This is a genomic window from Acinetobacter sp. 231_lipA (assembly GCF_058243005.1).
In genome coordinates this window covers 2,978,295-3,000,438 of the sequence record NZ_JBZAYU010000001.1, presented here as the reverse complement: position 1 = coordinate 3,000,438, position 22,144 = coordinate 2,978,295, and the positions used below count along the sequence as shown (strand labels likewise).

Genomic DNA, 22,144 nt, shown 5'->3' with positions numbered 1-22,144 from the left:
TCCTGATGAGTGTGTTTAGTTTACCAAGTTAAAACCTCCTGTTTTTTCAGCACACATCAGCTCTCATCATTTCTAGGACGATGCTTAGACTTTCCTCTTCCAACAAACCCTAACTGTTCTAATGGAATATACTCAATTTGCATCAAAATAACTCCTTCAAGTTGAAAGCTAATTTATTATGCAAAATTTGAGATACATCATTTAACTTGTCTATTTCTGCTAACAAACCAAGTACTTGTTCAGCTACATTTTCATTCACTGAATTAATCTCTTCAACTCCGACATAGCGTCCTGGAGTAAGCGAGTAATCCTGATCTTTAATATCTTTCTGCGATGCTAACTTACACAAACCAGCAACATCAGCATACACACCTTCAGGGAAACGCTCATTCAACCAAGTCACATCAGTAATACGATCGGCTAAGGCTTTTTCCAAAGTTTGTACTTGATCTTGAACAGTTTCAGGTTCACCTTCTGCTGAAGTATTCAAACCATTCAACAATGCAGCAATATCTTTATTTTTCCCCCAATGCTTTTTATCATTCTTCGCATACAAACTCTCAGCCTGTGCGACTAATGCCAAAGCTTCAGATTTTGTTGCACTTAATTTATCAAATACAGCCTGTGTCTGACCTAAAGCATTTTGCAAACTCGTAAATACGGCAATAATGGCAGCATGGTCTTGAGCATCTTCAAGTTGTTGGCGTAAGTCAGCCACACTTGGTAAAGCCTCAAGCAGGGCAATCTTGGCATTTTCAGCTAACTCTGACGCAAGACCTTGCTGTGCCTTTAAAGCAGACGCTTTTAAAGATGCAAGTTGCTCCGCTGTAATTGGCGTTGGTTTATCTTCAGATTCTTGTTCTTTCTTCGATAGCTTATTTAAAACATCAATTGATGTATTGGTCGCAAATTTGGCCACGTAATCAACAACAGTTTTAGATGAGCTTAAATAGTCTTTATAAACCACTGGCATCTGCTCAATGGTTTCGAGCATGTTAGTGATATAACGGCGTAACAAGTTTTGATACTTATCATGCTCTTCACGGTATAACCAAACAATCGCATTTAAAGCTTCTAATTGTGACTCACTGAAAATATGTGATTTCGCAGATACCACGGTAAATACATTACGTGCATCAAGCATCAATACTTTATCTTTACGACTTTCAGATTTTGACTTATCAAAAAACCAAAGTGCACATGGCAAAGAACGGGTATAGAAGAACTTTGGTCCAATCGATACCATAATATCAACATGACCAGTTTCGACTAATTTTTGACGAATTTCTTTGTCACGTCCACCTGCATCAGATGCACTTGATGGCATAACAAAACCAGCACGACCAGTCTCGTTTAAATAGCTATAAAAATATTGAATCCACAAGCTATTTGCATTTGAAACTTGCTCATTTTTTGCATCATTACCATCATTACGTTTACCACCAGACCTAGAAGTCACCCCTGGCAAACCAAAAGGCAAACGTTTCTTTTGAGCAATCGCGGCTTGAGCAATTTCAAAAGCGGTTGGTTCAGGCTTGCCTTCTTCTTGCTGTGGCACAACATAAACGTCGTTCTTACATTTGCTTGCATCCACCGCATCCACGTTAAATGGTGGGTTTGCCATAACAAAATCACACTGACCAATATAGTCTGGCAATGCACTATAAAAAGAGTTTCCTTCTACAATATTAGATGCATCTAAACCATGCACAACCATATTCATAATGGCGAGCTTTTGGTTATTTTCTGTTTTTTCTTGACCTACAAACTGCATCGGATTATGCGTGTTATTTTGCTCTTGGAAATGTGTTGTTTGAATAAACATCCCAGCCGAACCCACCGCAGGGTCAATCACTAAACCATGATCAGGCTCAATAAAATTAACGATGGTACGTACTAATGATGGCGGCGTGAAAAATTCCCCCCCTTCTTGTGCACCAGACTGAGCAAACTTATTTAAGAAATATTCATAAATTTTACCAAACACATCGCCTTCTGCATTTAATAAGGTATCTCGGTTAAAAATACGAACTACACGCTCTAACAGATCTTCTTCAAAATGCTGATAAGTCTTTGGTAACACACCTTTTAAAATTGGGTTTTGAGTTTCAATTGACTCCATAATGGCATCAAGTTCAGCACCCAAGTTATGGCCTGTTGGTAAGTTTGCTAAATAATTAAAACGTTGCTCTGGATTCAAATACAAAGCACTGCGTGCCTTAAAAGCAATTTCAAGTTGCTTTTCAAATGCTTCAGCTGGCATTTTGTTTTCATCAACAAGTTTTTGATAACTTGCCATTTGATGATCTTGCAACAATTCTTTTTTTAACGAGTAAAAACGTGACGTTGCATGCGATAAGAAAATGATACCCAAAATTGGTTGAGCGTATTCTGTTGCAGTTAATTTCGAGTTTGCACGCAGGTCATCTGCCGCTTCCCATAAGTCTTTTTCAATTAGAGAGATGTTCATACTGCCTCAATTTATTCGTTTGGGTCAGAACTGAGTCATACTGACTTTTTGTCTGACACCTAAAATCTGTTTCAAATGTTTAAATCCAAATTCGCTGGTATGAGTGATACTTATCGAAGTAACGACTGCACTTTCAAATACTGTTCAGGAGCTGATTAAATTCATCCTTAACTTTCAAATATTGCATTTGCTTTTCTTGCAGTAATGCGAGCTCACGCTCAAGATCTAACTGCTCAACTTCAATATGGACATCAAAATATTCGGCACAGTGTAAGCTATATTTATTGGCTTTGACCTGTTGGATACTGACATCTTTTGACCACTCAGTCTCTTGATCAACCGAGAGCAGTTCCTTTATTTTCTCTGCATCATCCAGACTTAAATGAAGTTTTCGACGCTGACGCTCACCGAAACTACGTGCATCTACCATGCGAATGGTATCTTTAGCTTTGGCTTTATTTAAAATGAGTAAACTCATTTCAATATTTGAATTAGTCAAAATACCAGCAGGAAGTAAAACAACAGCTTCGACCCAATTTAGTTGCACTAATTTTTCACGCAACTCTGCATCATATCCCCCTCTGAATAACCAGCCAGGGATAATCTGAAGATATGCTTTACCATGTGCATTTAAGTTGTACAGAGCTTGCTGAATCCATAAACTCTCAGATGCACTACTAGGAATACGAGCAGCAATAAACAATTCTTTTAAATAATTTTGTCCAGCTACAAAGGATTCAGACACCCTCATGTTAATCGGTGGCGTACTCACTACAAGGTCAACACCATAGCTTGTAGAGCCGTCACTTAATGAATCTGCTCGCTGAATATCTACCTCTTTCTCACTTAACGCATAAAGCAGTTTTGCCATCCCTACCGTTGGTTCATTGATATCACGTAATATAGGCTTTTGAGTATTAAGATCGTGTGCTAATAATCCTAGACCACATGCCCCATCGTAAAGTTTTTTATCCTCTACTGAGCCAACGACCACTTTAAAAACATTGAGGATATTTTGTGAATCAATATTAAATATGTCCCAATTTTTATTTGAATTAAGTGCAAAAGCTTTTAATACTTCAAAGGCTTTTTCACCATAATTTTGATTATTCGGACACTCTTCCCGCAGGCTTAAAAACACCTGAACAATATTCACAAGCTGATTGGCGTTCCAACGAATTACATCCTTTGAAAACCAGTGTAATTCTTTTTCCGCTACAAAATCAGAAATAAAAGTTGAGATGTTATCGTGTGTTGATAATAGAATATTTTCACTTCCCTCTCTATTCTCTTTTACAAGATAAGCAATCAAAGTAAATAGCTCTAATGCATCACTACGTATCATCGTGCCTGTCATAGTCGATAAGGCATCTAAATATTCGACTGTATTTTTCATTTTTAATTTCCTATTTAGGCCATCAACTTTTGAAAAGCGGCATTGGTTGCTTTAATTTGTTGAACTTTCAGTTGCTCTATTGCATGCAAGACTTGATTATTTTTGTGAAATACTTCTGCCAATTTATGCTGTATGCCTAAGTCTGGTACTGAAATTTCAATATCCTTTAGACTGCTCACAGGAATATTCATAATCGTCGTACCTTTATTCAGACTATTGATGACTGCTTGACCATATTCACTGTTTAAGAAAACAGTTAAAAATTCTGGTAAAGCAACTTCCGAATTTACCTTGATGACTAGGCATGTTGCAGGAGCAAATAAATTTAATTTTTCCTGTTCCGCAGTCACAATTGAAGCTCGTAGATTTGTGCCCTTTGATAAAAAAACAATGTCACCTTCTTTTAATTTCTTTTTTTCAATAAGCTCCTCATCGACAAATACTGTCTTCGTTGTACGAGTATCTACATCAAGAAAACCTTTATCGTTTAAGCTTTGACCTGTCAATAAACTGACTTGAATTAGATTTTCATCTTGAGCATCATTGAACTTATTGATTCCAACTGTAATACTTGAACATATTTCATGTAGTTTCATAATTACTCCAAATATAGTTTTATTAAAACCATTTATGATTTCCTTAAGCAAATATTAGTTGTAATTAATCTTTTCGTCAATGGTTTTTACAAAACTATTTCAACTAGAGCAAGGAAACTTCTTTATTGATAACTCAAATATCGAAATGTCGAGTGATCAGTAACTTTAACTTAACAACTTCAATTATGAGCTGAAGTAAGTATATCTATTATTTTTTGCCTGAATGTACGCCCACTCTGCCACCTTGTGCGAACGTTCTTTATCCGTTAGAAATCCTAGCACTGAAATTCGCTCCACGATGATCAGATCCTGTTCTTCATTCCGCTCCTGCCACTTATGCAAAAACTCTTCTGATGCAAGTAAATTACTTTTCTTAGAATTACAGCTTGAATCTGCCAACACAAAATTATGACCTGTATCTGATGGGTACATAGACCATGGAATAAAATGATCGACTGCATAATTGTCTTTTCGCATCGGCTTATTGCAATAGAAACATTTGCAATCTTGTAGCTCTACCAACACGCTTGCTACCGCATTCAACTGGTTTCGACTTGGCTCAAACATGAATTGTTCAAGATTCGGTAATTTATTCAAAATTGGGGCATTACTACTGTTCTTGCGGATATAGTCAATCCAACGTTTCTGACAGAGTTCTTCAATGATCTCGCTGAATTGACGTAGGCAATACATCACTTGAGGCAAAAGAATAAGTTGCTTTCCGCACTGATCAAGCCGATATAAAAACTCAAAATTTTGACCATTGATGTTTTGCAAGTAGCGGACTGGCATGTCTTTTACAGTGCGAGCGACATCTTTAACTAGCTTCAACCACACCAATGAATCTCGTCTTAATAACCCCAAAGAAGAGTAGCTTTGCCGAAGCCCAATGATTCGATTCACAATGGCAGCTTGTTTACCATTGTTCTGATTTAAAATCAGCTGACCTTCATCATTAAAGATATATGGAACAGCCTACTTCCAATACAGCTCAATAAATTTTTCAGCAATATCGGTATATTCGAGTGATAGACTTTCACCTGAATCTTCACCTTTTTCAATAGCTAATCGGCTTAGGCTAATCAGCAACGCAAATTTATAGGTGCTACTAAAACTACCCGACTGTAAAATCAGCTGAATATTTTTTAAGAATTTAAGTTGTTCTTGTGCAGCAGGTATATGCACATTAATCCTCTACTAAATAGATAATATAATTCGGATCATTCATTAAACATAGTCAAAGTATTCACCAAGTTTAATTCACGACAAAGCATGAAATTTGTCTGCTCGAATAACCTTTCAAACACTGGATGCCCTGATAATTGCTGAGTACCACGAAATGGATGATCTCGATATTCTGGCATCACTGGAAACTCTGCATTTCTCACTCTCAGTTCAAAGCTCAATGCATCAAACCACTCTTTATCAAAGCTCTTGTCCTGAAGTTTAACCAGCTCGTTTGCCGCTACCGGGTACGTCACCCAGAGCTTACGCATCATTCCCTGTTGCTCAACTTCCTTTGTATAGCTATCCGTTTCTGATTCAAGAACAGAAGAAATCATATTCGTGATCTCCCTGATATGCTTTTGAATGTTCTTATAGGCATTCAACTGAGGGAATCCCATCTGAAGGGCGATTAACTCATTTCGGAATTTCCTTAAAGAATCTTGTGAGAGATTATCATTGGCAATATCGAAAGACTCCTTATTACCAAAGTTCGAGCGATCTTCCATGATCATAGGCCCACAGATATAGATATTTTCAGGAATGGTCAAAGCATCTTCTTGATCGCTAATAGTGAGTAATCTGGACTTAAGCGAATGATTGTCCCGGCACCATTTCTCGTAGAACTGAAGTTCTTTTAACTCAGGCGTTAATGTCGGCGTGTAAAAACTTCGGTATTTGTTGGTCTTAGTGCTATAGGTAGAACTGAGCTTATTTGCTGAGTAAACCGTTTGGGCCTTCTCTACTACAGCCTTAAGCCTTCCAACCAATTCACCCTCGGTTGCAGAAATCTTATGAAGAACACTATTCACGTCCTTCATGAAATCCCTGATCAAAGAAGCCAGCCCCGGTTTATCACTGGCCTTATTCTTCACCTCACCAATTGGGATCATGGCGATCTGAGTTTTTTTGAAGCCAGCATCCCCAGTGATACGAGTGTATAAAGTCCCACGAATAAGCATGAAAATTGAGAGCATATCCAATGAGCTCTTAACTTTATATTCAAGCGCTGTCTGAGTTTCATCATTAGATACCAAGTAGAAATCTTCTACCAGAATCGTCAGCAGTCGATCACGTTCATCGCCGTTGACCCACTCATTTTTCTCTTTATCCAAATATCCACCACGTCCCCGGTAAACAAGCTGGGCGATTTCCATTAAAGAGGCTTCAATTGCGAAACGAGGCATGGCAGCAATGATTGAATCACAGTTCGGGAACGAAATACCCCTAGCTGCAGTCGAAGTAATCAGTACGACTTGCAATGTTTCTTTGCGATCAAGCAATTCTGAACGGTGGTATCCCATTAACTGGCTATCAAAAATGCCAATCTTAGAGCGTTCAACCACTCCTTCATCGACTAATGCATCTCTGAGTGCAGCCAATGCATTTTTATCCTGAGCAAAGTAGATAACTTGTTTTTTACCATCTTCAAGATTCTTTTGAATAAGCTCGATAGCAGTCTGTTGAGTCCTTTCCCCAGCTTTCTGGCGAAATAGATGAGTCAGGTTCTTATCCAATCCAAAATCATCTGTTTCAGGGACTACGGCGTATTGCTTGAGCATATATTGGATTTTAAGATCCCTTGCCGGGTAACAGTTCGCCATGATATGGATACTAGAACGAACACAGTTACCATCATCCAGATCTGCAGTCTGCATCTTGAATGGGAAATTACCCAAAGATGGAGAGATGAACATTTTTGCTGGTAACTGATCCTGTTTCTTCATGTAGTTCTGGATTGCATTCACATTACTGAGGGATGCATCAGCAAGAATCACAGTTACCGTAAATGGTGAATTACCTTGAAATGGTTCAATGAAGTTTTTGGAAAGGAATTTCAGCATCTCATTGATAAAAGTACGTGTGCCTGAATCCCCTGTAATTTCATCAAACATCACCACAATGTTAGGGAACTTTTTGGCAAACTCTCTCCGTTCGATTTTGGCCTCTGTCGGCTTCTTATCGATTTTGTATTGGAACATTTTTTCCAGCCCATCCAAACTGGAAGCTGCCACAGTTTTATTTTGGTTTTCCCTTGGGTTTCGTGGTCCAGCTGGGGTGGTGTTATATGGCATGAATGCCTGACTTGCTACAGTCATCGTCAGCTTATTGAGCTCAGGATGGAACCCTAGCAATTGCTGGGTCGCTTCCCCTAATGAATCAAACACTCTGGCAAACCTCTTATTGGTTGCCGTAATTTTAGATTCTGAGGTATTGGCATAGCGTCTATTGACATTTGCATTCTGTTCCAGGTCTTTGAGCTTCCAGTATTCATCTTGTTTGAACAATAGAACACTTGAGTCATGATCTATCTTCAGATTTTCAACACCACCCACAATAGCGGCACCACGAGCATTTACCTTACAATCCGTATTGTGAATCTTCGAATAGATTTGCTGTGCCTGTGTCACCACATCACTGTTACTGGTAATCGTGGCTGAGATTTTAGATAGATCACCCACCACATCATCGTTAATCAACACTCGTGGACTGGTATAAAAGAAAAAAAAGCCTTCCAAATCTGCCAACAAAGTCTTAACGCTCGATGTTTTCCCAATCCCCGGCGTACCAGTCAAACAGATGAAATTCACCCGACCTTGTTTACTTTCCTTCAGTGCCAGTACTACGGCGCATTTATGCAAATCACGTAAGGTGAATGAAGTTTTATTCTCAATTTTTCCCTTACGAATTGTTTTAAACTCAGCCCGCACCATATCTTTAAGTTTTTGTTTATGGTCTTCGTCATCGACTTGCCGATCTATCAAGTCAAAAACCCACTCTAAAGCCAGTGGCTGGTTAGGATTCACAAAATCCTTAAGCCTTTCAGTAATAGTGAAAGTAAGATCCTGACCGTAGGAAATATCGCTAATATTTTTGGACACGATTTCCGAGATGTTTTTGACAGGTTCATTCACCAGATAATTCAGAATCTCAACTTGCAGTTTCGTGCGTTCATCCATATCGTCCAGACTCAGAACGTTATCCTGATACTCCTTGCCCAGCTGATACATAATTTCCAGTTCTGGTGATTTATCTTTATCCGCAAATTCAGCAGAGATGTACTCACTTCCCCGGCTGGTGATCGCCATCACACTCAGACGAATATTTGGCATGTCATCTTGTTCAAACTTCCATTTAAAAGAATCAACAAAAGTGGTTGCATACGAACAGCCTTGCGCCATCTTAAATAGGACTTTTTCCTTACGGACATAGGCTCTCAAGTATTCACGTAGTTTTTTTGAGAACTTAAATGGGATCTCTTGAGCTTCTGCATTCACGTATGAGAAAACACTTTGGGATTCAGAATGTTTGATGTAACGCTTGTACTCTTGCAAATAGGTACAAGAATCCTTGGCGTTGAATTGTTCTGGTTCACCTAAAACGTAAAATAATGAATATTCCTGAACCAGCACATGATAGTTGGATTTGACTTTGATTACCGCCAGGAAATCAGCACGACCAAACATACCCTTACCAAACATTTTAGCGTGGGTAAGACTGAATTGTTGATTCCATGTTTCCAACGCCTTCTCCTTGAAGGCTTTAATAGCAATATGTTCTTCCTCAGTTGTGTAGTCATCTACAATGGTCTGGGTTATATCATTTGGCATTGTCAGTGGACACCAAATGCCAGATAAGCTCCAATTTGGTCTTGCATTCGCCGTTTTAGCCCTTGCAATACCTTTTGGCTTGATCTTTCTTAGAAACTCACGAGTATTGGTATAACCATGCCCGAATCCAGTTTTTATCAATTGCTGAAAATAGCTTTCGATATTTTCATGGATAGCGGCATTAATGACATCGCTATATAGCGCTTCCTTCATTTCCTGAAAGACATCAGCAATCTGTTTACTATTCCATTCTGCTACTACAGGATGGCTGGCTGATAATAGCTTTGCATCAAGCAAAGCCATAATCGAACCACGTTTAACAGCGATCTCATAAACCTCGCCCCAAACTTTGGCTTCATTGTTCACCACGACGCTTACTCCACATCAGTCGCTAAAATTTCTTCAGCTCCCTCTGGAATCGGCTCGATTGGATCAATCAAGTCTTCATTCTTCAGAATAACGTATTCTTCGAGCTTGCCGATTAAGGCTGGCAGACTCATGACGACTTCGCCTTTATTTAGACGACTCGACACGATGACTTCACCAAGCTCTTGAATGCCAGTGGTGCCACGAATATGGGAAGGCTCAAGTACCGGAGTGAAGTTTTTGCCAGCTGTAGGACGTTCAGACTCAAAGTAATGCAGACCACGCAATACAGAGCGAATTGATTTCATTTCATTGGAATCATTCACATCAATAATTTTACTGTGCAATCTGATTCGCTTATCGTTATGAATCGAATGCTCCTGACTGGTTAGCATATAGAAATACGAACAAATACCATTCTGAGTACGAACACCCACAGTACGTTTAGTCGCAAAGCTATATACGGACAAGGATTGTTTATATTCTTTTTGATTGATAATCGCCGTATGGTACTGATGGTGCGGTACCTCATAGACACGACTGTTATCACTGGTTTTTAAGCTCAGTGCTGGGATCGTATCAGACTGGAATGGATAGAAATTCATATTCGGGAACAACTGATCAAGTTGATCCAAAGCACTTTCACTTTCATGAATCAAGTTACTGGTTTCAGTCTTACCGATCTTACGCTGTGCAAAATGGTGTGAAAGCAATACAACATCTTCAAAACCATCTGACTGCAGTTTTTCGATGATACGGTGCATCGCCTTACTTGTTCTCAGATTGTCTTCAGCAACTGGGGCATGACTGACCTTCTGTAGTGATAAGCGACCCTGTTTATCGTTGATACGCTCAAGTGTATAGACGTAGCAGATGTAGCCATAATCTGGTTTAAGAAGTAGCAAATCCTTCTGATGCTGATACTTAAATTCCACATCATTCTCAGGTCGAGAGTTATAGCTAATACAGGCAATTTTGTCCTTAGTGCCCTCAAATGGGATGATGATTTCTGAATATCCTGACAGTGCTTCAATTGCAGCCTGAATACGGTAAGTCACTGTTTTATCCATAGCGAGATTCACCGGGGCACAAACTCGCTCACCATTTTGATTACCATAAGGCATAGGATCTGGTTGATACTTAAGCCCCTGTACCTTCACAATAGCATCATCATTGTTCAGCAACTTCTCAAGGGTATAAGCGGTGGCATACGCTCGTTTACACTCAGGATTAAACCCACCTTTTTGGATCTTTTTTGATTTCCTTTGAAATTGGGCTTTTTCTTCATTCTCATGTTCATCAACTGAGTCAATTCGCATTACAGGTACATATAAGCGCTCTTCAATACCCAGTTGATTTTTTACTTCTTTAATCAGATGTTTAAGGAATAGATGAATCGCAATCGAAAAACATGACGTACTGATGATCAAAGCATTTTCTTTTTCATCCAAACATAATTGAGCATGGCCGCCTTTTAGGTCACTCAATCGAAATAGCTTAGATGAATAATGAATCATGACCTTGTATTTAGATAACAAGTTGTCATAACTTAAGCTCTCAGGATGATAAAAATGTGGCAGCCCATTGTCGCTGACCTTCTTGTTGGTCGGCACCATCAATACTGGTAAACAAGGAATATTCAGATTACGAGCGACATCAAATTGATCTAGGTCGGTATTAGGATTCTCAATCGGTACCAACGTTCGAATTTTCAGTGTGGAATTAAACTCAATCTCGCTTAGGGCTTTACGAGCATAATCATTCTTTCGAATGATTTCGTCTTGGCTCATTTTCGCCAATTTTTTACGGCTAGCATCCACCATCGAGATGTAGCTATAGAAATTCGTTTCTTTACCCTTAAAGATACTGAAGAACTGTTCGGAATCCTCACCAATTGAACTCTTGAAAACATCCAGATTCACAATGCTTGGTAGGATGTAAAGTACCGTTTTAAGGCTGCTATCCTTTTCCATTTCACTGATGATGGAATCCAAATTTGCTTTTAACGCCGTAGTGATTGTGGACGTGATTGCCTTCATTCGCTCATGGGTATCTTCGCTATTCAGCATTTCATCCAAGATGCGAGCAAGGTTGTATCTGAGTTTTTGAGGATTTTTAAAGGATTCGACCAGTTTATTGAATACACTTTCAAAACTAGAAATTTCCATCTTCGGACCCGATAGGACGAAGTACATCATAATGAGCTGGAACATCTCTACTTGAGCAACACGATCTGAGCACTCGTTACTTAGACGTTCTTCAAGAATTGGATTGCCCTTATCATCCACAATATCCTTCAGCAGCAATGCTTCATTGATACTATGCAGACGAGCTTCATAAGCAGTCAGCATGGTATCCGTGTCCGAACGGTAGCCTTTGCCTGTCTTATAATTGATCCGCAACTTAGAGTTAAAGGAACTTACCTTTTCCTCTTTAACAAACTCACCATTCACCCGAAAGGCATAAGTGACTTCACGTTTTAGAGATAGCCCATCCTTATCCTCTTGGCGTATATCATTCATTTCAATTTTTGGTTTTACCCAAATTGGTAATGCATCTGTTGCGCTTACATAAGCCAGCAGCGCATTAAAATCAACTTTACCTACAGCGCCGTAGATAGCACCAAAATCAATGCCATAGTCTTTAATGGCTTCAGTCGTTTCATCATTCCAAGGTGCAATTCGATCACCGAAAATCTCAAAAAAAGCGACTGCTTTACGGATATAAGAAACAGCAGCTTCACGTTTAAAATCGTTTCGTTCATTCTTCTCAATGTGATCAGCAATGATCTCCATTATTTTGAAGCAATTTCGGATACGTGCTCGTGATAGTGCTTTGGTTTCTACGAAATTAAGTAGATTTTGGATGTCGTTATTTTCAACTGAACATTCAGCATCAAGAATTTCCTCCATACGTTCAGCAACTTCTACTGGTATTTTCTCACCAGCTGAGTAGGACTGCTTCACAATGGCTTTGATAGCATCACGAACTTCTTTCACCCATTTAGGTTTGCTGAGTTCTTCCGTTACGGTAAACAGTCGCAATTCGCCATCTTTTGCTTTTAAGTCGTTTGTATATTGCAAAGAAGCTACTTTAGATTGCCCTTTGACTTGCATAGGATATTGAGAATTTTTGGCAATCACTGGATCAGAATTTTTGAGATCGCCTAAGAATTGGTTGAGAGAATTCAGTGCCATACCTGTCGGAGCATTTTGAAGTACTTGCTGAACAATTTCAGACATCGCTTGGTCTAAATCACGATAAGTCTGGGCAGTTTTAGCTTCAGATTCCTTATCAAATAAAGTGCTTATTCTGAGTTTTGAATCTTCAGGTAATAATTGAATATCTTTGATGATGTTATAAATTGGCTTTGAATCGTTTTTAGTCCCGATCTGCTTAAATACTGCAGACACAAAAGCGGTGGCATCAAAATGCAAATTATGAGAAGGCCCATAATAATTGAAGAAATGATCTGACTGATGGTTGAACCGTACCGGGTTTGTCGGAGAGTCAATATTCTGAGAGACTATGCCGATGAAAAAACCAAACTATACCCCCGAAATTAGAGAAAGAGCGGTTCAATTACTAATTGAATCTGAAAAAGATTATCCTTCTACTTGGGCAGCAATCACAGCTATTGCTCCTAAAATCGGTTGTACTCCTGAAACATTGCGTGTTTGGTATTTAAAGCATCTGGATCAACTAAATCCTGCCAAAGTACAACAGATATCTGACCAAGAAAAAATGAAGCAAATGGAACGTGAAATTAAAGAATTAAAACGTGCCAATGAAATTCTACGCAAAGCAGCCGCTTTTTTCGCCCAGGCGGAGCTCGACCGCCCACACAAATAATGGTGGATTTTATCCATAACAATAAAGATCGATATGGTGTTGAAGCGATTTGTAGAATTTTACCGATTGCAGCTTCGACCTATTATCGGGCTTTAGATCTCGTTGATAACCCAGAACATCGAGCGAAACGTGCTCTGCATGATTTACATCATGCAGAGCAAATCAAACGTATTTGGAAAGAAAGTTCAGGTCGATATGGTGTACGTAAAGTTTGGCAAAAATTGAAACGTGAGGGTTATGTTATTGCACGTTGTACAGTTGCTCGATTGATGCAAAAGCTAAGTATACAAGGTGTTTGGCGTGGTAAGAATAAACAAACTACTCGTAACCGAGATGACCAAAAACGGGCAGATGATTTAGTGAAACGTAATTTTAATGCTGATCATCCAAACCAACTATGGGTGGGTGACTTTACGTATATTCAAACTCATTCAGGCTGGGTATATACCGCATTTGTTATTGATGTGTTCTCACGAGCAATTGTTGGATGGAAAGTATCTACACGGATGAATACAGATATGGTGCTCGATGCATTGGAGCAAGCATTGCACGATCGAGGTATGCCTAAGAATGTGATTCATCATTCAGATAGAGGTGTTCAATATCTTTCTATTCGCTATACCAATCGTTTAGAAGCAGCAAATTTACGAGCATCAGTCGGTACAACTGGTGATTCATACGATAATGCTCTGGCTGAAACGGTGAATGGCTTATACAAAACAGAGGTGATTGAATATTTAAAAGCAGATTGGCAAGGTTTAGCAGATGTACAACTTGCGACACTAAACTGGGTATATTGGTTCAATAAAAAGCGTGTACACAGTGCACTGGGTTATGTATCGCCTTTTGAGTTTGAAGCAATGTACTATGATAAGATTAACCCGTTAGGTCAGGTGGCCTAACTTAAATAAAAAAGTCTCCGACAAACCCGGTACGGTTCAGGTTTTTAAGAGTCCCCACCATAGCTTTTAATAAAGGGGAAAAAATTATTTTAGGTGCGAGTGTACTTAGTTCAGTACTAGAACCATTGTTATTTAATTGCATTAAGTTTTATCCATGACAAAGTTGGCACTAAGAGGTATTTTTGTATTTATTAAATATCAAAATCCTCTGTCTGAACTTTGATCATATTTTTTTTCATTAAGAATGTAAATATAAGTTATTTAGAGATTTCTTAAATCGCCACACATAACTTGATATTATGGAAGTAATTAAATCATATTGATAACCATAATTTTCTATATAACTTGGAAACTTGTACAGTAAAATGACTTCATAAACAGACGCGGATTAAAAACCATGGAATCCTCGGTAGCCTATAAATAACCGAAGTTATAAGTAGAGGTTAAGCAGCCATTAAAGGTGATCTTCCTTTTTTAGCTTGGTGTGGTCTTTCATGATTCGAATGCCACACCCAATCAGTTATGTAATCCTTGTGTCCTGCCATTTTTCAATAGCTAATCGTTTGAGAATAATCAATAGTGCAAATTTATAATGACTACTAAAACTCTCCGACTATAGAACCAGTTGGATATTTTTTAGGAATTTCAATTTTTTTGAGCTATAAGAATAAAATCAGGCATGTTTTTTCCAAAGTACATTCAGCCACTTCTCATCGCGATCAGGTCGCTGATCTACTGTAATCCACTGTTTTAATACCCTAACCCCATTCAACTGGTCTAACAATTCCTGAGCCTGCTCTTCATTTAAGTCAGTAAACGCCCTACCGCCTTTTACTCTATCTGCTGTTCCATATTTAAAAGACATATAGCACACACCGCCACGGCGTAATGCAGCATGAATACGTTTTAAAACATCAGGGAGACTGTTACGAGCACAATGTAGTAAAGAGGCACATGCCCATACCCCATCATAAACATCGTGCATATCAAGCTCATAAAAACTTAGCTGCTGAACAGCGATACCAGTCAGTTGGCTCGCTCGTTCGACCAATACTTCAGAATAGTCGATAGCATCAACTTGATAGCCTTTATTTTTAAAAGCCAAAGTGTCACGCCCTGAGCCACAGCCTAAATCCAGGATGCGAGCAGAATCTGGCACCTCAGCTAAAAATGGTTGGTATAGGCTTTCCATATCCACATACAACGTGGCTTGTAAAAATTGATCTGCGTATTGGTTGTAATAGTCTATTGTTTTCATATTGGTTGCTTAGGCTAAACACTGACCCCAGTCTACTAAAAAACAAAAAGATAAGGGAGCATTTGCTCCCTTATCTTTTTAGTCAAATAAATCTGCTCTTACTTCTTCCAAAGCACGATCTGACTTAAAACGATTACATATCGGATGAATAATTGCTCCATTTTCTAAAACACCGTAACCACCTTCTGCTTTCGATTCACGATGATCTACTTCAGTCGATTCAAGGTATAAAGCGCTATCACATACTTCGCAATAGCTCCAAGTTTTCCTTTCCTCACGTTGATACAGGTTTCTTTTGGCTGCGAGTGAAAAATTTAGAGGTTTTTTCTTCTTTGTTAGTCTTACTGATTTCACAAAGCTCACAACATCATCCACAATGCTCTCATCATAATCACCACCAAAACGGTCAAGGTAAAAATCATTAAAATTAATATAATCAAATGATTGACTCATCGAAAGAATGACGGTGTTCAAACAAACTTCATCTTCAAAATCTAAATCCATATTGAGTCCAATACAGATGAAGGCTTGATACACGTTCTTCAATCGCTCATGTGATCTGATCCCACTACCAAACTTACCGACAGTTTCTTTAATGGCCACAGGAATTTTTTCAATTAAACTTTCAACACCACGGCGTGCTCGAGTAAATCCAATAAAATCTATCTTTTTATTCTGTATTTCAAAACAGTCTTTTTCAATTTCACAGACGATAGAGAACCAGGCCAAAAAGGATGTCACTTGAAAACGATTATCTTTATAAAAATATAGTTTTGGGTGTAAGCCCAAACTTGGAATCCGAATACTAATTGGTGGTGTAGCGATACGACACAGCACAACTCTAAGTTTTAGCATTAAATTTTCTACACGCTGACCTTGGTCTATATTCACAGTATTCTGACTAGTATCACCAAACATGATATTCAGGAGTTCATTGACCAAGCCGATTTTTTTACCGTGTGTTAAATCTGGCTCTAAAAGTATTATCTTAAAAAGATGATCATGAATTTGCTCACCCAAAGTGATCACTTCATTTATCCGCTCGTAATTCAGTTCAGCCAAGTTGGATTTATTATCGTTTATATAACAACATGCATAAATCACATAAAAAGCATCACTTCCCCTATTTTGTAAATGATATTCTTCATCTGGATCTAATCGTTTCGTATCCGAATTGATTGAACAAAAGGCTTTTCGAGCTTCCTCAGGTGTCCCAATCACTTCAATAAAATTAATTTTGGTTGATTTTAATTTTTGCTGAAACTCAGAATCGCCACATAACTCTTGAAAATCAGCTAATCCACCTAATCGATTACGAATCTGACGAATATCTCGTTTTTGTGGTGCCGTGAATTTTGGGGCTCCTATTACTTGCTCATCAATAAAGTATCTTTTGATCCAAGCATAGATAATTGAAATCCTGTGCCCACCATCGATGATATAAATATTACCAGCAGCATCTTTCCAATAGCGAACGCATAAATTGACATTACGATCATTCAAACAGTTTAGAATAAACTCCTGAATTTCAGCAGGGCTCCAACACTCTGTGGAGCGTTGATTGTCTGCTTTATATAGTTTTTCTAGGATCTCATGGTTGGCGAAGTCATAAAGTGATATTTCAAAGTTATGGTGCAGATTTGAGTGCGACATTTCGTCAGGCACCATCATTTTTCTTTGAATAATATTGGTTAAAAGCTTAGTACGGGCCATTTTATTTTCTCTAGGCAATACTTCTCTATATCTCGTAAGATTACGAAATTAGAAGTAATTAAAATTAAAGTTAGTGATTAATGAAGTAAATATTCATTAATTCAGAAGTATCTTTTTGCTAGAGAAAAAACAGATAGAAATAATATAAAGACGCATTTTAAACCTCGTTGATAGATTGTCGTTTGCCAACATCCTTTCCACGAGATGGAGGCAAACCAAATAGGGTGTGGAAATACCGCTCAACGAAACGGCCAGCCAAAGACTGCCCTATCTGGCTTACCATAAAAGCGCCATGTAGACACAAAAGAGCCACTAAAAGCGACTCTTTAGTTCGTTGAGTAACAGGTTTCCACGCCTGGTCACAGATTTTGCTGTAACATCTTTATCTTATGTGCATAAATTCAATTGGTCAAATTTTATGATCAATATTTGATCAATCAATTCAAAAATAATTCCCTATATTTTTAGAGGCTTAAGAATACAGATAAGTATCTTATAATTTCTACAATATTTAGTTGCTGTAAACTGATCGCAATGAAACTCTATATATTTAAGCAGCGTGATTTAATAAAGGAAGTAGATTGAAACTGCAAATTTTATCGGATACTCACAATTCCAAATATTCAATATCAGAGCAAGCTGATGTCATTATTCACGCTGGCGATTTTTCTAATCGCTTAAGCGGTGCAATTGAGTTTGCCGAAAAATGTAAATCTCTCAATAAAAAATTTATCTTTGTTTTAGGTAATCATGATTACTACAGCTCTAACTACAGTTCAGTCGTGAATTTCTTGAAAGAAAACTACCCAAAAAATGCACTACTTGATGACAACCATATCAAAATTCAAGATAAAATATTTGTAGGTGGCACGCTGTTTACGAACTTTCGCTCCAATTCACCACTTACATCTCCTGAGGTACTTTTACAGTCCCAAAAAGATGCTGAACAATCGATTTATGATTTCGATCAAATCATGATTGACAGTGATCATCGAACGATAACTGCTAATGACTACATAGAATTATTTAAAAAATATCATGAAAATATTATGAAATTTAAGGATCAAGATAATGTGATTGTCATTACTCACTTCCCGCCTCATTTAGCTTGTCTTGATCCATATTGGGGTACGCATCCTGTTGCAGCAGCACTCAATCCCTATTTTATTAATGACTTAGATATAAAAGGCTTTAAATTATGGATTGCAGGACATACGCATACATCAGTGGATACTGTAGTCGATGGATGTAGATTAGTGATCAATCCTTTGGGTTATCCACCAGAGCAAGGTAAAAATGGGTTTAGAGAAAATTTGATCATCGAAGTTTAAGTAGTCATACTCGTATTGAAGTAATTTAAACCAACTCTAATATTATACATCCTATAGTACTGTTGATTTGGCTTCTACACCATGAACTAGGAGAAACTCATGTCGAATCCTTTAGACCCAGAAAATGATTGGAAAAATAAAATTGCAGATCAAATACTTGACAATTTAATCGAGATTGCCAAGCTTGAAGGTATGACTATTAAAAAAATGAAAGCAGATCAAAATGGTATTTTCTATGTGGAAGAGGAAATATCAATTGACGACGTACTCAAGCAATTTTGAACTCTGCTCATTGAAACGATATAAAGCGCTTGAATTTTATATTTAAAAGCTTAACCAAATTGTATCACCTGTAGATGCGTACATAGCTTCAGCAGTTTCTTTCAACACATCACTCTCATCCGTTTCCATTGATAGTTCATCACATGCAGGATACCTACTATCGCTTGTGGAAGAAAAGCTGGATTGAACAATAGACCCATCTTGCATAAATCTAGTTCTATCTTGCCTTAAAAGCTGTACACCACGGTAGCTAGCACGCATTTGATTTAATACTTGAAGATGTCTTTCATTTGTAGTCATTATTACCTTTCTCGACATTAATTTTTTCCTTGATTTTTATCTGAAATTAAGATTAATAAATTATGACATAAATTAAAATTGAGTAATGATCCCGCAATACTTCATTAAAATCACAGCGATCAAATAAAAATAAAACAATGTCTTAAAAATCAATCCTCTAAAAACTCCATGACATCTTTACCAGTTCTTACGATTTTCATAGGAGGTTGATTAGTTGCGTTTAGTATAGACCTGAGCTCGTCACACTTTATTATTTCATCTTACTAATTTTTTGCTTCGGATTTAGCGAATATTTTCGCATTATCTTTAGAAATAATTTGATCTACCATAATATGAACCTCACTTTACAAATTTTTCAAGATCTTGCTCTTCAACACGCTGATATGAAGACGAACTATTAATTAAAGAATACCCTCTTCTGAGTGCCAATTCTTTATTAATTTCTTGCTCAGCTATACTTGTCTCGCCGTGACTTTTTATGTATTCAGCGCGTTTTTGTATAAATGCTCGCTCACGCTCTCGAACGTTGGAATTCACCGCTGTATTTTCTACTGGGCGAGTAGCTACATAATTATAGCTAATCACTCCGAAAAGTACGATTAAAAAGAAACTGAGTTGCTTCTTTACACTTCTGGTCACAAATCATCCTTTTATATCCAGTTCAGACTGAAGTTATCGTGTACTCACACTAATAAATTTAAAAATTAGAATGGATAAGACACTATAAGGGTTAATCACTCATCTCTAGGATTGAAATCTTTAAATTCATCAGCATTGCTAGCAAATTCAATAAAAAAGTTATGCCATGCAAATAATGACTCTAATTCCTGTTTATTTTGAATCGGCTTAGGCAACTCATATCCAATGATCCAGTATGGTGCTGTACAGCAAACATGCTCAGGTATAAGGACTTGCTGTAAGGCTGTTTCAGCACTTTGAAAATATAAATTATCGTTTAAGTGGACAATACTCCCTTGCAAAGCTTCTTGAATACAATGATCTGCCTCTATATACGTATCCTTCATTTAGTTCGCCTCCATTTTTCAATTAATGGGATTTCTAAATCTGTTAAATTATTTAACGCTGAGATTACTATTTCAATTGCATCACACCATTTGACAACTCTTGTATACTACCTAAAAATTCAAAAAATTGATTGATTCAAAATTTCAAAATACGTAAGTTGAGTGGAAACGTTATAAACATCAACCTGAATATCAATATCCATGGCGCAAGCTCCACATTAGAATATTGCTACAACCTTCCTAAAAGGCACTGCTCACAACAAATAATATCAGGTACTCCCCCCTGGTGATTTACTAAATCACATTTCATCTGAGGAGCACATTGAATCCTTATATACCGATGGGGAGTCTATGATACGAAATGCTACAGACAAGTCATTTTAGATCGACTGGCACATACTTGTACTCTGCTAAAAAAATATAGAATCATGGAAAGATAAAAAATAGAGATCTTTATAAGTAAATGAATTCTTAAAAACATTCAAACTTCTAGGAAGAACATTCTGAAAAAGTAGTCAGGTGATCATCGCAAAAGTCTGATGGAAACCAAGTTGGGTTGCATCAAATTATTGAAAGAGTTATATCTCTAATTTATATTTTTTAGAGTAATTCCATCTTTCTATTCTTTATGTAACCACAGCACTTAGGTTTTAAACAGCATCCTACTAAATAAATTAAAAGCAAGAATCATCCTTTTAAAAATACCAAAAATTTTCAATCAATTAAAATCAACTCCTAAAATAGATTTTCACAACCATAAAAACTCCATTTACTATAAATAGATCTCTTGCGAAAGTAAAAACCACCTCAATATAAATTTCATGAGATATCAGAAATTAAATCGTTTTTCAGATTCTGAATTCAAACGCTTGGTTGGCGTACCTCGACAAGTTTTTACTGAAATGGTAGAGGTTTTAGAAAAAGCAGAATCACTCAAAAAGAAATCAGGTCGTCCTCATACTTTAGATATAGAGGATCAGTTGTTATTAACTCTCAATTACTTACGGAACTACAGCACTCAACTGGAATTAGCGGCAAATTACCATATCGCTGAAAGTAATGTGAATCGAACCATTAAAAAGGTTGAAGATGCATTGATGAAATCAAGACGTTTTACTCTGCCAAAACGAAGCATTACCACAGCAGACGAACACTTTAACTGGGTCATTATTGATGCGACAGAATGTTCAATAGAACGTCCGAAAAAAAAATCAGAGTAAGTTCTACAGTGGTAAAAAGAAGAAACATACGCTAAAAGCACAAGTGATCTATCATCCGAACAGCAAACAAATCATAGGGCTAGATATATCGAATGGCAGTCAGCATGATATTAAATTGGCAAGAAAAACGGTTAAGAAATTCAAACATTGTGAATATGTTATGACCGATTTAGGGTACTACGGATTAGAGCAAGATGGCTTTAAATTATTGATGCCAATAAAGAAAAAGAAGAATTTACCCTTATTTGATGTTGAGAAAAGGTACAATAAAATGATTGGAAAAATACGAGTTGTGATCGAACACATTAATAGTCAATTGAAAACATTTAGAATATTAAGTGAACGCTATCGAAATAGACGGAAAAGATTCGGTTTACGCATTAACTTAATTGCTGCACTCGTAAACCGGATAAACTTGCAATAATGACTTTCGCAAGAGATCTAATTAACACTTAATCCAATTGATCACATTAAAACCAATAAAATACTTTTTTTAAAGGAACAATAATTTCGAGATACCTCTATTAACTTTAACAAAGATTAAATATTAAAAAATTTCTCAAAAAGATTTGCATTTCTGTCTAAAACCACTCAAAAA

14 protein-coding genes, 2 pseudogenes and 1 other annotated feature are annotated in these 22,144 nt (G+C 37.4%); of the genes and pseudogenes, 4 read left to right on the top strand and 12 right to left on the bottom strand.

Going from position 1 to position 22,144, the window contains the following annotated elements:
* Positions 1 to 142 precede the first annotated feature (142 nt).
* The 6 genes and pseudogenes from AC4CUX_RS14650 to AC4CUX_RS14625 form a co-directional block, all read right to left on the bottom strand.
* Positions 143 to 2,470, bottom strand: coding sequence for a type I restriction-modification system subunit M (locus AC4CUX_RS14650; RefSeq protein ID WP_490792488.1), 2,328 nt, complete (start codon positions 2,468 to 2,470; stop codon positions 143 to 145).
* A gap of 133 nt (positions 2,471 to 2,603) precedes the next feature.
* Entirely contained in the window at positions 2,604 to 3,866 is a 1,263-nt protein-coding gene (locus AC4CUX_RS14645) for an HsdM family class I SAM-dependent methyltransferase (RefSeq protein ID WP_490792487.1), read from the bottom strand.
* A gap of 14 nt (positions 3,867 to 3,880) precedes the next feature.
* Positions 3,881 to 4,462 carry a restriction endonuclease subunit S gene (locus AC4CUX_RS14640; protein WP_317027900.1) on the bottom strand — a complete coding sequence of 194 codons (582 nt, stop codon included), beginning with the start codon at positions 4,460 to 4,462 and terminating at the stop codon, positions 3,881 to 3,883.
* Positions 4,463 to 4,645: 183 nt separating this feature from the next.
* Positions 4,646 to 5,647: pseudogene (locus tag AC4CUX_RS14635) on the bottom strand (DUF8808 domain-containing protein).
* A gap of 35 nt (positions 5,648 to 5,682) precedes the next feature.
* Positions 5,683 to 9,666, bottom strand: a complete 3,984-nt coding sequence (locus AC4CUX_RS14630) for a hypothetical protein (protein WP_490792486.1) — start codon at positions 9,664 to 9,666, stop codon at positions 5,683 to 5,685.
* Positions 9,667 to 9,671: 5 nt separating this feature from the next.
* Positions 9,672 to 13,076, bottom strand: coding sequence for a hypothetical protein (locus AC4CUX_RS14625; protein ID WP_490792485.1), 3,405 nt, complete (start codon positions 13,074 to 13,076; stop codon positions 9,672 to 9,674).
* A gap of 121 nt (positions 13,077 to 13,197) precedes the next feature.
* Between AC4CUX_RS14625 and AC4CUX_RS14620 the strand changes: the two genes are divergently transcribed.
* A protein-coding gene (locus tag AC4CUX_RS14620) for an IS3 family transposase (protein WP_342049223.1) occupies positions 13,198 to 14,417 on the top strand; the annotation gives its coding sequence in 2 pieces (ribosomal slippage) (positions 13,198 to 13,474 and positions 13,474 to 14,417; 1,221 coding nt in all).
* Positions 13,473 to 13,589, top strand: a sequence feature (AL1L pseudoknot). It overlaps the preceding gene by 117 nt.
* Positions 14,418 to 14,949: 532 nt before the next feature.
* On the opposite strand, the pseudogene AC4CUX_RS14615 reads toward AC4CUX_RS14620, so the two are convergent.
* The 3 genes and pseudogenes from AC4CUX_RS14615 to AC4CUX_RS14605 all read right to left on the bottom strand — a co-directional run.
* Positions 14,950 to 15,098 (bottom strand): annotated as a pseudogene (locus tag AC4CUX_RS14615) (HNH endonuclease); the annotation flags it as partial.
* Complete coding sequence (locus tag AC4CUX_RS14610) at positions 15,091 to 15,675, bottom strand: class I SAM-dependent DNA methyltransferase (RefSeq protein WP_490792484.1); 585 nt, start codon at positions 15,673 to 15,675, stop codon at positions 15,091 to 15,093. The pseudogene AC4CUX_RS14615 and the gene AC4CUX_RS14610, both read right to left, overlap by 8 nt.
* 78 nt (positions 15,676 to 15,753) lie before the next feature.
* The gene (locus tag AC4CUX_RS14605) at positions 15,754 to 17,388 is read right to left on the bottom strand and encodes an HNH endonuclease (RefSeq protein WP_490792483.1); all 1,635 of its coding nucleotides are present in this window, start codon (positions 17,386 to 17,388) and stop codon (positions 15,754 to 15,756) included.
* A 581-nt stretch (positions 17,389 to 17,969) separates the two neighbouring features.
* Between AC4CUX_RS14605 and AC4CUX_RS14600 the strand changes: the two genes are divergently transcribed.
* Positions 17,970 to 18,719, top strand: a complete 750-nt coding sequence (locus AC4CUX_RS14600) for a metallophosphoesterase family protein (protein WP_490792482.1) — start codon at positions 17,970 to 17,972, stop codon at positions 18,717 to 18,719.
* Between the two features lie 99 nt (positions 18,720 to 18,818).
* Positions 18,819 to 19,001, top strand: coding sequence for a hypothetical protein (locus tag AC4CUX_RS14595; protein ID WP_198261323.1), 183 nt, complete (start codon positions 18,819 to 18,821; stop codon positions 18,999 to 19,001).
* 42 nt (positions 19,002 to 19,043) lie between these two features.
* On the opposite strand, the gene AC4CUX_RS14590 is transcribed toward AC4CUX_RS14595, so the two are convergent.
* From AC4CUX_RS14590 to AC4CUX_RS14580, 3 genes are all read right to left on the bottom strand, one after another.
* Positions 19,044 to 19,301, bottom strand: a complete 258-nt coding sequence (locus tag AC4CUX_RS14590; RefSeq protein ID WP_490792481.1) for a hypothetical protein — start codon at positions 19,299 to 19,301, stop codon at positions 19,044 to 19,046.
* A gap of 339 nt (positions 19,302 to 19,640) precedes the next feature.
* Positions 19,641 to 19,940, bottom strand: coding sequence for a hypothetical protein (locus AC4CUX_RS14585; RefSeq protein WP_104794883.1), 300 nt, complete (start codon positions 19,938 to 19,940; stop codon positions 19,641 to 19,643).
* A gap of 95 nt (positions 19,941 to 20,035) precedes the next feature.
* Complete coding sequence (locus tag AC4CUX_RS14580; RefSeq protein ID WP_104794884.1) at positions 20,036 to 20,326, bottom strand: hypothetical protein; 291 nt, start codon at positions 20,324 to 20,326, stop codon at positions 20,036 to 20,038.
* Positions 20,327 to 21,147: 821 nt separating this feature from the next.
* Here AC4CUX_RS14580 and AC4CUX_RS14575 point away from each other — a divergent pair.
* Positions 21,148 to 21,970 (top strand): IS5 family transposase gene (locus AC4CUX_RS14575; RefSeq protein ID WP_087554504.1). Its coding sequence is split into 2 segments (ribosomal slippage): positions 21,148 to 21,528 and positions 21,530 to 21,970, totalling 822 coding nucleotides; the frame shifts between segments, so codons are not numbered across the junction.
* The last annotated feature ends 174 nt before the right edge of the window (positions 21,971 to 22,144 follow it).

Coding starts and splice junctions, on each gene's coding strand:
- AC4CUX_RS14650 (WP_490792488.1), bottom strand. CDS start 2,470: ATGAACATCTCTCTAATTGAAAAAGACTTATGGGAAGCGGCAGATGAC.
- AC4CUX_RS14645 (WP_490792487.1), bottom strand. CDS start 3,866: ATGAAAAATACAGTCGAATATTTAGATGCCTTATCGACTATGACAGGC.
- AC4CUX_RS14640 (WP_317027900.1), bottom strand. CDS start 4,462: ATGAAACTACATGAAATATGTTCAAGTATTACAGTTGGAATCAATAAG.
- AC4CUX_RS14610 (WP_490792484.1), bottom strand. CDS start 15,675: ATGAAAACAATAGACTATTACAACCAATACGCAGATCAATTTTTACAA.
- AC4CUX_RS14605 (WP_490792483.1), bottom strand. CDS start 17,388: ATGGCCCGTACTAAGCTTTTAACCAATATTATTCAAAGAAAAATGATG.
- AC4CUX_RS14595 (WP_198261323.1), top strand. CDS start 18,819: ATGTCGAATCCTTTAGACCCAGAAAATGATTGGAAAAATAAAATTGCA.
- AC4CUX_RS14590 (WP_490792481.1), bottom strand. CDS start 19,301: ATGACTACAAATGAAAGACATCTTCAAGTATTAAATCAAATGCGTGCT.
- AC4CUX_RS14580 (WP_104794884.1), bottom strand. CDS start 20,326: ATGAAGGATACGTATATAGAGGCAGATCATTGTATTCAAGAAGCTTTG.